General features: G+C 61.4%; 10 protein-coding genes. 6 read left to right on the forward strand and 4 right to left on the reverse strand.

The window, feature by feature from the left end:
- The first annotated feature begins 2 nt into the window (after positions 1-2).
- Entirely contained in the window at positions 3-1457 is a 1455-nt protein-coding gene (locus RH950_RS04395; RefSeq protein ID WP_350054084.1) for a methyl-accepting chemotaxis protein, read from the forward strand.
- A 22-nt stretch (positions 1458-1479) separates the two neighbouring features.
- Here the strand turns inward: RH950_RS04395 and RH950_RS04400 are convergent, their stop codons facing one another.
- The 3 genes from RH950_RS04400 to RH950_RS04410 are packed head-to-tail and all read right to left on the reverse strand — an operon-like array spanning position 1480 to position 4668.
- Positions 1480-2415, reverse strand: coding sequence for a DMT family transporter (locus RH950_RS04400; protein ID WP_350054086.1), 936 nt, complete (start codon positions 2413-2415; stop codon positions 1480-1482).
- A gap of 60 nt (positions 2416-2475) precedes the next feature.
- A complete protein-coding gene (locus RH950_RS04405; protein WP_350054088.1) occupies positions 2476-3843 on the reverse strand; it encodes a glutamate--cysteine ligase in 1368 nt (455 codons plus the stop codon).
- A 54-nt stretch (positions 3844-3897) separates the two neighbouring features.
- Positions 3898-4668: a 16S rRNA (uracil(1498)-N(3))-methyltransferase gene (locus tag RH950_RS04410; protein ID WP_350054090.1), complete on the reverse strand. Its 771-nt coding sequence runs from the start codon at positions 4666-4668 to the stop codon at positions 3898-3900.
- An 82-nt stretch (positions 4669-4750) separates the two neighbouring features.
- Here RH950_RS04410 and ubiA point away from each other — a divergent pair, with 82 nt between their 5' ends.
- Entirely contained in the window at positions 4751-5662 is a 912-nt protein-coding gene (ubiA, locus tag RH950_RS04415; protein ID WP_350054092.1) for a 4-hydroxybenzoate octaprenyltransferase, read from the forward strand.
- Positions 5659-6369 (forward strand): class I SAM-dependent methyltransferase, encoded by a 711-nt coding sequence (locus RH950_RS04420; protein ID WP_350054094.1) that lies wholly within the window; start codon positions 5659-5661, stop codon positions 6367-6369. Before ubiA ends, RH950_RS04420 begins: the two co-directional genes overlap by 4 nt.
- On the opposite strand, the gene RH950_RS04425 is transcribed toward RH950_RS04420, so the two are convergent.
- On the reverse strand, positions 6350-7087 hold the full coding sequence (locus RH950_RS04425; RefSeq protein WP_350054096.1) for a hypothetical protein: 738 nt from the start codon (positions 7085-7087) through the stop codon (positions 6350-6352). The genes RH950_RS04420 and RH950_RS04425 overlap by 20 nt on opposite strands.
- A gap of 316 nt (positions 7088-7403) precedes the next feature.
- On the opposite strand from RH950_RS04425, the gene RH950_RS04430 reads away from it, so the two are divergent.
- From RH950_RS04430 to RH950_RS04440, 3 genes are all read left to right on the forward strand, one after another.
- Positions 7404-8570 (forward strand): ABC transporter substrate-binding protein, encoded by a 1167-nt coding sequence (locus tag RH950_RS04430; protein ID WP_350054098.1) that lies wholly within the window; start codon positions 7404-7406, stop codon positions 8568-8570.
- 71 nt (positions 8571-8641) lie between these two features.
- A complete protein-coding gene (locus RH950_RS04435; RefSeq protein WP_350054100.1) occupies positions 8642-11287 on the forward strand; it encodes a methyl-accepting chemotaxis protein in 2646 nt (881 codons plus the stop codon).
- A 6-nt stretch (positions 11288-11293) separates the two neighbouring features.
- The gene (locus tag RH950_RS04440) at positions 11294-11719 is read left to right on the forward strand and encodes a RidA family protein (protein ID WP_350054102.1); all 426 of its coding nucleotides are present in this window, start codon (positions 11294-11296) and stop codon (positions 11717-11719) included.
- Positions 11720-11725: the final 6 nt, after the last annotated feature.

Raw genomic sequence — 11725 nt, forward strand, 5'->3', positions numbered from 1 at the left:
TAATGAATGCGCTCGAACTTATTCGCGCACGGGCCGTCAAGTTCATGGCCTTTTTCATCGTTTTCCACGTTCTGCTGATTCTGGCCTTCGGGCTGCTGCTCGGAAACCATTTGATCGCCCCGGCAATCGGCGCCCTTGCGACCGCCACACTCTGCGGCATCGCAGCCTGGAAGGCGCCGCACTCTGCGTCGACGCGTATGCTTCTGGCCGTTGGAATCATGGTCATGGTGTCGCTGGTCGTCTTCCAGTTCGAGGGCCATGCCTGGCAAATCGATGTTCACATGTACTATTTCGCCTGCCTGGCGATCCTGACAACACTCTGCGATATCCGGGCAGTCGTCGCCGCGACGGCCGCGGTTGCCGTTCACCATATCGGTCTGAACTTCACATTCCCGGCAGCCATCTTCCCGGACGGGGCCGATTTCGGCCGGGTTCTTATTCATGCGGTGATCGTCGTGGTCGAGGCTGTGATTGTCGGCTGGCTGGCCATCACCATCGCCAAGGCCTTCAGAACGTCCGATGCCGCCGTGCGCGAAGCGGAAGCCGCGAAAGCGGAAGCCGAGCGCCTGAGCCAGGAGCGGATGGAGCAGGACCAGCTGATGGCAACACGGAAGGCGCAGGAGATGACGGACCTTGCCGATTCCTTCTCTCAGTCGGTCGGGTCGATTGCCATGACGGTCTCGGGCACCACGTCGGAACTGAGCGAGAATGCGGGGAACATGAACACGGTCGCGATGTCCCTGATCACGCAATCGCAGACCGCGAACGAGAACACCGCGTCAGCCGCCGACAATGTGCGCATGGCATCCGAGGTTGCGGGCGAGCTGGCCAACTCCTTTTCGGAAATAGGCCAGCGGGTTGCGGAATCCAGCACTGTCACACGACAGGCCGTCGACCAGGCAAACCAGACCAACGAAACGGTTTCCGGGCTGGCAAAGGCGATCGAGAAGATCTCCGAGTTCCTGAAGCTGATCACAGATATTGCCGAACAGACCAACCTTCTGGCGCTGAACGCCACCATCGAGGCGGCGCGGGCCGGCGAAGCGGGCAAAGGCTTTGCCGTGGTTGCCACCGAAGTGAAGAACCTGGCCTCCCAGACCGCCGAAGCGACCGAGACGATTTCTGCCCAGATCAATGCGATCCAGCAGGAATCCAATCAGGCGGTAAAGGCGATCTCGATCATTGTCGATACCGTGGCGAAGGTGGATGAAATCTCGGCCGGCATTGCCGCGGCCATCGAGGAACAGGTCGCCGCGACGAACGAGATTTCAAACCAGGTGGCCATGGCAAGCGAGCGCAGCAACAATGCCTCTCAAGGCATGAGTATCCTCAATGATGAAAGCACGCGCAGCGGAGAAGCGGCCCGGCTCATGCTCGCCGGGACGGAAAAGCTGACCCGGGATACAGGCCGCCTGCGATCCGAGATCGACGGTTTCCTGAGCAAGATCAAAGTCTAGTCCAACGAGGCCTGGCTTTGGCTTATGGAGAAGGCTCCGGCATCGCGCCGGGGCCTTCTGTCTTCTTGCCGAGGCGGGTTTCGCGATAGCCGATATAGAGGCCCGCGCCAATGACAATGGCGCCACCAAGCAGTGTTGCTCCGTCCGGGACCTCGCCCCAGATCGCGAGTCCGAACAGCGTGGCCCAGATCAGCGCGGTATATTCGAATGGTGCGACGACAACCGCTTCCGCGTGCCGGAACGAAGACGTCACGAGATATTGCCCCACACCGCCAAGCAACCCCAACAGCAGAAACAAAGCCCAGTCGGCGGGCTGAGGGGGTATCCAGCCGGACGGCGTTCCGGAAGCCCAGAGCACGCCCGTCGCCCCGACCACGAGACCGGCGAGGGTCGTATAGAACGTCATCGACACGCTGGTCTCCGTCTTGGACAACCGGCGGGCCAGCAACATGGTCATCGCGAAGCAGAACGAGGCCGCAATGGGGATCAGGGAATCAAGCTTGAAGATCTCCGCGCCCGGTCTGACAACAATCACGACGCCGATAAAACCGACCATCACCGCCGCCAGCCGTCGAACCCCCACGCGCTCCCCAAGAACGGGAACGGAAAGAAGCGTGACAAAGAGCGGCGAGGAGAATGCAAGGGTCACCGTCTCGGCCAGACCGAGGACGGACAGCGCATAGAAAAACCCGACCATGGCACCAGAGCCGAAAGCCGAACGCAGCAATTGTGCCCCTGGCCGCGCCGTGCGCAGGGCAGCGATACCGCCTTGCAGGCAGACGATCACAAACAGCGGTATCAACCCGAAGGCCGAGCGCAGCATCACGATCTGGATGCTCGGATAGGAAGCCGTGAGCCATTTGATCAGGGCATCCATCACGGAAACCACGAAGATCCCCGCGATCATCAGGACAATACCCCGCCGGATCGCTCCGCTGTCATCCGTCAGGCCGATCATGACATTCCCTCCAGGGCCGCGGCCCGTAGATGCAGGCCGCGCCTCCCGGACCTGCCGGGATCAGTAGCGCTGGAACTCGAAAATCGGGTCGACCGATCCGTTCCACTCACCATGATAAAGCTCAAGCAGACGATCCGCCGAGGTCTTGCCGGACTCGGCAACATCCTGCAGCCAGTTCAGGAAACCGCTTTCGTCATTGCCTGCCGCATCGGTATAGGCCCGGCGCTTCAGGCCGTGCCGGGAAATCTCGATCATCCGCTTGGCGAGATCCTGCACGGTGCCGTCCCGGAACGGGGTCTGCAAACCATGCTTCGGCACGCCATCGCGCAACGCCGACATTTCCTCGACAGTCCAGTCGGCAATCATGTCGGCCGCCGCCTGCTGGGAATCGCTGTCATAGAGGATGCCGGTCCAGAGCGCCGGCAGTGCGCAGATATTCCGCCACGGGCCGGTATCGGCACCACGCATCTCGATATATTTCTTCAGCCGGACTTCCGGGAAGCTGGTTGTCATGTGATCGGTCCAGTCGCCCATAAAGGCGGTCTGACCCTCGTAGCCCTCGAGTTTGCCCGCCATGAAATCACGGAAACTCTTGCCCGCGACGTTCTGGTAATCGCCATCCCGGTAGAGAAAATACATCGGCACATCGAGCATGTAATCGACATAGCGCTCGAACCCGAAGCCGTCCTCGAAGACGAAGGGCAGCATGCCGCAACGCTCCGGATCCGTGTCGGTCCAGACATGAGACCGGTAGCTCTTGAAGCCGTTCGGCTTGCCTTCCGTGAAGGGTGAATTGGCGAACAGGGCCGTGGCCACCGGCTGCAGGGCGACACTGATGCGGAATTTCTGCACCATGTCCGCTTCGCTCTCGAAATCGTAGTTTCCCTGCACGGTGCAGGTCCGCTTCATCATGTCGAGGCCGAGGGTGCCGACCTTCTCCATGTGGGCGCTCATGATGACGTAGCGGCCCTTGGGCATGAACTCGATATCGGCGCGCGTCGAGACCGGATCGAAACCCGCCCCGAGCATGCCGACGCCGAGCCCCGCATTGACCTCCTTGATCTGCGCCAGATGCGTATGCACCTCGTCGCAGGTCTGGTGCAGGGTCTCGAGCGGCGCGCCGGACAGCTCGAACTGTCCGCCCGGCTCCAGCGTGATGGCACAGCCATCCTGGGTCAGCGCGACTACATTCCCGTCTTCGTGAATGGGCTCCCAGCCGAACTTGTCGACCAACCCATTCAGGATGGCGCCAATGCCGTCCTCGCCAAAATAGGGCAGACGCTTGTGGTCACTGAGGCGGAACGGGAACTTCTCGTGCTCCGTGCCGATGCGCCAGTCGGCGCGCGGCGTGCAGCCGGATTCGAGATCCTCTACGAGCTGCGCCTTGCTGGCGATGGGCTCGCCTTGGGAGCCTGGGGGACGGGACATGTTTCCTCCGGTGGGATCAAACGACTCTGTGTGCCGCTTGGCACGAGTTCGGGTTTAGAGATCAAGTCCGTCAGGACATTCCATGGTCCAATCCCCCGCCACCGCCTGCCAACAGGCGAGCGCTGCAAGCGCCGCCGTGTCGGAACGCAGCAACCGCGGTCCTAGACTTACCGATGTAACAAAGGAACTTTGCCGGAGCCGGTCAAGTTCATGATCGGCAAAACCCCCTTCTGGACCTATCAGCAATCCACAAGGGGTTCCCCCCTTGAAAGGCGGGTTGGAAAACACACTCGCAACCGGCGTTCCGGCACCTGTCTCATCACAGACGATCAGCGGCCGGTCCTGCGGCCATGCTTCCAGCAGCGCGTCGAAGCGCACCGGCTCGCGGATTTCCGGGACGCTGAGCCGGGCTGTTTGCTCGGCCGCCTCCGTCGCGTTGGCCAGCAGCCGGTCGGTATTCACCCGCTCGACCTGCGTATGTTTGGTGAGGGTCGGCCAGAGCACCGAAGCGCCAAGCTCGGTCGCTTTCTGGGCGGTAAAATCAATCCGGGCGCGTTTGATCGGTGCGAAAACCAGCCAGATATCCGGCTCCGCGCGCTGCGGGCGGCGCTGTGCGATGAGAGACAGAGAGGTCGCGCTCTTGCCTATATTGTCAATGCGCGCGGTCCACTCGCCGTCTCGGCCGTTGAACAGGGCGACATGCGCGCCGGGCGCCAGACGCAGGACGTTTTTCAGATAATGCGTCTGACCGGTCTCAAGTCCGACCGTCCCGCTCGCGGCAAGGTCGGCAGTCACAAACAGACGGGTCTCGATCTTCTCGCTCATCCGGCCTCGCGTTCTGGGCGACATTGTCTGCCGCCGTCCGGTCCTTGCTCCGGAGTGCCGCCCGGTTTATGCAGAAGCCACCATGACCGCAAGCGATATTGCACGCAACGACTGGGTGGACCGGCTTCTGCCCCCGAGCGCACGCCCCTATGCGAGACTGATGCGGCTGGATCGGCCGATCGGTACCTGGTTGTTATTGCTGCCTTGTTGGTGGGGACTTGCCCTCGGCTGGCAGGCTACCGGGCAGGCCCTCACTGTGCTCGATCTGCTCTGGCTGTATATCCTGTTCAGCATCGGTGCCGTGATCATGCGGGGAGCCGGCTGCACCATCAACGATCTCTGGGATCGGGATTTCGACAGCCAGGTCGCGCGCACCGTGGAACGGCCGATCGCAAACGGCGACCTTACCGTCCGCCAGGCCCTCGCCTTCCTCGCCCTGCAACTCGGCGCCGGGCTGCTGATCCTGCTGCAACTGAACAAAACCTGCTGGATGCTCGGCGTTCTGGTGCTTGTGCTTGTTGTCACCTACCCGCTGTTCAAGCGCATCACCTACTGGCCGCAATTCGTGCTCGGTCTGACCTTCAATTGGGGGGCTCTGATGGGCTGGGCGGCGGTTACTGGCAACGTCGGCCTCGCCAACAGCGTGCTTTATTGCGCGGGCATCGTCTGGACCCTCGGATACGACACGATCTATGCCCATCAGGACAAGGATGACGACATCCTGATCGGCGTGAAATCCTCCGCCCTCGCCCTTGGCGCGCGGACCGTGCCGTTTCTCTGGGCCGTCTATCCGCTGACCCTGGCCGGAATCGCGGCAAGCGGCTGGCTGATCGGGCTTGGCTGGCCATTCTATCTGGTCCTCGCCGCTGCCGGCGGGCAGCTGCTCTGGCAGATCATCCGCATCGATATCGATGATCCCAAGGATTGCCTTGCGAAATTCAGATCGAACCGGATCTTCGGCTGGATCGTTACCGCGGCGATCCTGGCCGGATGATACCCGGCAGCCCGAAGCTGATTTCTGCGGACTTCATCCGCCGCAACACCGAAATCATCTCTCCGCCGCTGGTCCCGGAACTCAGTCTGCATCTGGCCACGGAAGCCACGCCGCTCTGGCAGGCGACCGAGACGGAACTGGAGCAGAACGGCCTGCCGCCCCCCTACTGGGCCTTTGCCTGGGCCGGCGGGCAGGCGGTGGCCCGCTATGTCATCGATAACGCACCTCTCGTCGCCGGCAAGCGCGTGCTCGATGTTGGTGCCGGGTCCGGCATGGTCGGTCTGGCCGCGCTCTGGGCATCGGCGGCGACCGTCATCTCCAATGACACCGATCCCGTGGCCGCGATCGCAATCGCCCTCAATGCGCAGACCAACGGGCTGGAAGCCGGCCTGACCGTTTCCGGCCGGGACATGCTCGACGAACCGACCATGGCGGAAGATGGCGGGCCGCTCTACGACACCGTGCTTGCCGGCGATATCTGCTACGAGCGCGCCATGTCGGATCGCATGCAGAAATGGCTGCAGCGGCACGCGGATGCCGGCGCGCTGGTGCTGCTCGGCGATCCCGGCCGGACCTACCGTCCGACCGGCGGCATCGCGTTCTGCGCGCGCTACGATGTTCCGGTGTCACTGGAAATAGAGGATTCGGAGCTGCGCCAGACCACGGTCTGGCGCCTGACCGGAACCGCTATCCCAGGATCAGCCTAAAACGCGGGTCGTCGAACGCAGCCGTGGTTTCTGAGAGCCGCTCGGCCAGGTGCGCACGACGCGGCGCATTCACATCGCCCAGCAGAGACAAAATCCAGGCGGCCTCCTCCGGATGATCGCCGAACCGGCCATGCAGCAACGCCAGTTTTGCCGCTTGGGGCAGGCTCTTGAATCGCCGGTTCCGGGCTTCTATCTCGGCCAGAGCGACAGGCTCGCCATCCAGCACAAGCGCACCGCGCTTGGTGATATAGCAGCCGGCCCGGAGCGCCGGACGACCGGCGCCGAGATCGATCGCGTCCAGATCGAATGTGCCGTAGACATAGCTGGCACCAACGCTCTCGGTTTCGTGCATTCGCTCAAGCTGCGCCTCCGTCAGCCAGGTGACCGCCACCCTGACCTCGGTTCCTGGACTGCCATGCAGCGTCGCCGGAACCGATCCGTACCCGGCCAGGTGCGCGCAATAGACCACGTCATAACCGTGCATCCAGGCCCAGGTAACCGGGATCGCGCCATCACTTTCGGCACCGAATTTTCTTTCCAGCTGTTCCGGTGCCCGGTTTGAGCCGACAGCGATGACCGGCTGCCGGTTCCCGAGATCCGCATTCTCCGGAAGCATTTCAACCCGGCCTACCCTGAACAGATAGTCGTGGCCCGGCGCCGGATAGGGATATCCGTAAGCACGCTTCAGGCTTTGCTCTGATGAATTCTCTGTCGTCATTTCTGCAACATCACTCCCCGGCGCTCGCGCATTCATTCCGCAGACACCTGGACTGATGAGCGCAATTGAAATCGAATCAACGCCCACTCGCACCATTAGAGGAAACAAGGGTCAACAATTTAACCAAATAATTTTTCTACGACCCTTCTTTGTCGCCGCATTATATTCGTCATTTATATGCTGTATTATTTTTATGGATTAAGTAGCCATATTTTTTATTGTTCTTTTTCTTGATAAACATTAATGCTGTTTGGGAATTTGTTAATTTCCGGAGAACGATACTGCGTGTGGGAAATTACAGAAGAGGACACGCCCCATGCAGTTACTCAAGAACAGCACCATAACTTCGCTTCTGATCGCCGGTCTCTTGGTTGCCCCTGCGCAGGCAGAAACGCCAGGCGTCTCCGGTGACAAGATCATATTCGGTCAGTCTGCCGCGCTCGATGGTCCTGCCGGGGCCCTCGGCACCGGCATGAATCAAGGTCTGATGGCCGCCTTCGCGGCGGCGAACAAGGCTGGCGGCGTCCATGGCCGGACCTTGGAAATCATCAAGTATGACGACGGCTACGAGCCTGATCGCGCCATTGAGAACACCAAGAAACTGATCAACGAGGACAAGGTGTTCTCCATCATCGGCGCAGTCGGCACACCGACCTCGCGGGCCACGCAGCCGATCGCGACTGAAGCCAATGTCCCGTTTGTCGGGCCTTTCACCGGCGCCGGTTTCCTTCGCGATCCGAAGAATGCGAACGTCATCAACGTCCGGGCCACCTACGACCAGGAAACCGAGACCTGGATCAAGCACCTCACGGATGATCTCGGGATCAAGAAGATCGCCATTCTCTACCAGGATGACGGTTTCGGCCGTGTCGGTCTTTCCGGTGTCAACAAGGCACTTGAAAAGCGCGGCATGACACTGGTCGCGGAAGGCACATACCAGCGCAACACAACCGCCGTCAAAACCGCTCTTCTGGCTATCCGCAAGGCCGAGCCGGAGGCCGTCGTGATGGTCGGCGCCTACAAGCCACTGGCGGAATTCATCAAGCTTGCCAAGAAGCTGAAAATGGATCCCGTGTTTGTCACCATTTCCTTTGTCGGATCGAAGGCGCTGGCGGCGGAGCTCGGCGACCAGGGTGCGGGCGTGGTGATCAGCCAGGTGGTCCCGTTCCCTTGGGATGCCAGCATTCCGCTCGTGGCGAAATACACCGAAGACCTGAAAGCCTATGATGCCGCACTTGAGCCGGGCTTTGTCTCGCTCGAAGGCTACATGGTCGGCCGGCTCACGGTGATGGCGCTGGAGAAGGCGGGCAAGGACCTGACCCGCGAGAATTTCCTCAATGCAGTCTACAGCACCGGGACATTCGACCTCGGCGGCGCCAAACTCGAATATGGCGCCGGGGACAATCAGGGAATGGGCGACGTGTTCCTGAGCGTTGTTCAGCCGGACGGTTCTTTCAAGTCGGTCGATAAACTCAGCAAGTAAAATATCGGAACAGGAAGCGGGATCACCCCGCTTCCTGTTCAAAAAAACAAGAGGGACATGAGGAGGGGCAAATGTCGTCAGTGAATGAACCCATGGAAAACATGGAACCGGAAAGCGGCGCGCCGGCGAAGCAAAAGCGAACCGGTCTGGGCGTAGGCGGCAAGCTCTACTTCGCCATCGGCAGCATGGTCGTAATTACCGTTCTCGCAGTCTGCGTTTCCATCTGGGCCTTTGGCGACCTGAAACGGGCAATGGACCGTTTTGCCGGCGAAGCCCTGCCGGCGATCAAGACCTCACTGGAAATGGCCGCAGTCAGCGCCGGTGTCGCGGCCAAGGCCCCGGAAATCGTCTCGGCCCGGACTGAAGAAGAACGGGTGTCGAAGACAGCGGAAATCGCCGAACTCCTCACGCGCCTCGAATCCCAGGTCAAGAATCACCCGTCCTTGACGGAAGATCAAAAAGGCGACGGATTCGGCATGATCGCGTCCTTCCGCAACGGCATTGGAAGCCTCGATGCGACGATGAATGACAAATCCCGGCTTGAGGCGTCGATCAACCAGAAGGTCTCGACGATGCTCCAGGCGCACCAGGAGTTCCTGAAGGATCTTTCACCGCTCGTCGATGACGCCAACTTCAGCCTTGTGATCACCAGCGAGGACACCATCGACAGCTCGGCCAAACTGATAAAGTCCCTGCTCGAAGGCGAAGTAAACGCTCTGCAGGCGGGCCTTCGCGTCGGACAGAGCCTGCGCGAGCTCCTGGCCTTGATGATCAGAACCACGGCAAATACCGAACTCGAGGCGATCCAGCCGCTCGAGGCGGAATTCGAGGCGATCCGGGCCGCAGTGCGAGAGCATACGAAATTACTTCCCGACACAGAGGAAGCCGCAGCCCTGAAAGCCTACGCGGAAAAGCTGATCGCGCTCGGCGAAGGCGAGGACTCGACCTTCCGGATCCGCTATATGGAGCTGGATTACAATCAATCCCTGACCTTCCAGCAGACCCTGACGCTGAAAGACAAGCGCACAGCGCTCGACGCCGAACTGGCGGAAATCGAGGCTGCGTTCAAGACCATGGTCGAACCGGTCATTGATGACGCCACCTTCAATCTCGCCCTCGGCGGCGAGGATCTGAATGCGAACATCAAGAACACCATTACGGATCTGATCAATGGCGACGTCGCACGGCTGCAGTCGATGCTGCAGTTGGCCGCCGAAGCCAACCTTGTCGCCGGCCTGCTGAACTCGGCCGCCAGTGCGCCGGACAATTCCGCGCTCAATGTTCTGTCCGGCCGCTTCGAAGCGGCCAGAGGCGCTGTGGAAACCGCCATCGGCGTCTTCAAGGAGCGGGTCGACAACGACAGGATCCCGGAACTCGCCGCCAGCATCGTCGCCTTTGGTACCGGCGACGACAGCGTCTTCGCGCTGCGCCGGGCCAAGCTGGAACTGGACGCGACAGCCTTGGCGACGCTGGATCAGAGCCGGACCACTTCAGAATCGATTGAAAGCTCGGTCCAGAATCTTGTGGCCAATGCCGAGAAATCCGCCGCCGAAAGCAGGGACAATGCGTTCGCGGTGATCAAGGACAGTCAGACTCTCCTGTTCGCCGCGGTCGGCATCAGCGTTCTTGCAGGCCTTCTGATCGGCTGGCTTCTGGTGTCGCGCCAGGTGGTGCGGCGGATCACCGGTCTGGCGGACACGATGGGAGTGATCGCGGACGGCAACCTGGAGACGGACGTGGACACGTCCGGCGGAGACGAGATCACCACCATGGCCCGGACGGTGGAGATCTTCCGCGACAATGGCCGCGAGGTGGAACGGCTGCGCGCGGAGCAGCAGCAGGCCGAGGCCCGCTCCGCCACCGAACGCCGCCAGGCCATGCTGAACCTGGCCGACACCTTCGAGCAGTCGGTCAAGGCCATCGTCGACCAGGTCGGCCTGTCCGCCCGGGAGATGGAGAAGAGCTCGGAAGGCATGGTGACCTCCTCCGAGCAGGTGAAGATGGAAGCCTCCGGCGTGCTGACCGTTGCCGAGACCACCTCGAACAACGTCAACACCGTGGCCGCGGCCGCCGAAGAGCTGTCCGCCTCTGTGCAGGAGATCAGCACCAATATCTCCGAGACCTCCCGCGTCGCCCAGATGGCCGCCGACAAGGCCCAGGACACGGACCGGATCGTCACCAGTCTGGACGAGGAGTCGCAGAAGATCGGCGAGGTGGTGAAGCTGATCACCGACATCGCCGAGCAGACCAACCTCCTGGCCCTGAATGCCACCATCGAGGCAGCCCGGGCCGGCGATGCCGGCAAGGGCTTTGCCGTGGTCGCCTCGGAGGTGAAGAACCTGGCGACGCAGACGGCGAAGGCGACGGAGGAGATCTCGGCCCAGATCGACGCGGTGCAGCTGAACACCAATCAGGCGGTGGATGCGATCCGGGAGATCGGCAATCTGATCGGCGACATGACCGAGAAGATGATGGCGGTATCCAGCGCCGTCGAGGAGCAGGGCGCGTCCACGGACGAGATTGCCCGCAGCACCTCGGAGGCCGCCCAGAGTACCAGCCAGGTCAGCGCCACCATGAACGGCATGATGACGGTCGCCGGAGACGCAGGAACCGCCGCAGACCAGGTCCTCAGCGCCGCCAAGAGTGTCGCCGGGCAGGCTCAATCCCTTGACAGGGAGGTCACGACTTTCCTCAACAAGGTCAGATCTGATAATTAATCGCCGATGACCGGCCCCATCCGCATTTCACCGCCAGACGTCTGGTCCGATGACGATTTCCCCTTCTCTCAGGCGGTGGCCGAGCCGCTCGGGCGACGGGTCCATCTGACCGGACAGGTGGCATGGAATGCGGATGGCGCGATTGTCGGTCCGGGCGATCCGGAAATCCAGACAGGCGTCGCGATCGATAATATCGAGATCATTCTGGCGTCCCTCGGCGGACGGCTTTCGGACATCATCGCGACCACACTTTACTACGTTCGGGATGAAGACCTCCCGGCGATACAGAATGTCCGCATGCGCCGCTTCTCGAAAGCGCACGGCCCCGCCACAACCGGCGTCAAGATCGCAGGCCTGGTGGATCCGGGGCTGCTGGTGGAACTGACGGTCATAGCGGTGATTCCGGAGGAGCGGTTTCAGGCCCCTGCCTGAACTTCC

It is taken from the genome of Nisaea sp., assembly GCF_040217065.1.
Lineage (GTDB): Bacteria > Pseudomonadota > Alphaproteobacteria > Thalassobaculales > Thalassobaculaceae > Nisaea.

Bases quoted from the DNA above. Each gene is read 5' to 3' on its own strand.
- RH950_RS04395 (WP_350054084.1), top strand. From the start codon at position 3: ATGAATGCGCTCGAACTTATTCGCGCACGGGCCGTCAAGTTCATGGCC.
- RH950_RS04400 (WP_350054086.1), bottom strand. From the start codon at position 2,415: ATGATCGGCCTGACGGATGACAGCGGAGCGATCCGGCGGGGTATTGTC.
- RH950_RS04405 (WP_350054088.1), bottom strand. From the start codon at position 3,843: ATGTCCCGTCCCCCAGGCTCCCAAGGCGAGCCCATCGCCAGCAAGGCG.
- RH950_RS04410 (WP_350054090.1), bottom strand. From the start codon at position 4,668: ATGAGCGAGAAGATCGAGACCCGTCTGTTTGTGACTGCCGACCTTGCC.
- ubiA (WP_350054092.1), top strand. From the start codon at position 4,751: ATGACCGCAAGCGATATTGCACGCAACGACTGGGTGGACCGGCTTCTG.
- RH950_RS04420 (WP_350054094.1), top strand. From the start codon at position 5,659: ATGATACCCGGCAGCCCGAAGCTGATTTCTGCGGACTTCATCCGCCGC.
- RH950_RS04425 (WP_350054096.1), bottom strand. From the start codon at position 7,087: ATGACGACAGAGAATTCATCAGAGCAAAGCCTGAAGCGTGCTTACGGA.
- RH950_RS04430 (WP_350054098.1), top strand. From the start codon at position 7,404: ATGCAGTTACTCAAGAACAGCACCATAACTTCGCTTCTGATCGCCGGT.
- RH950_RS04435 (WP_350054100.1), top strand. From the start codon at position 8,642: ATGTCGTCAGTGAATGAACCCATGGAAAACATGGAACCGGAAAGCGGC.
- RH950_RS04440 (WP_350054102.1), top strand. From the start codon at position 11,294: ATGACCGGCCCCATCCGCATTTCACCGCCAGACGTCTGGTCCGATGAC.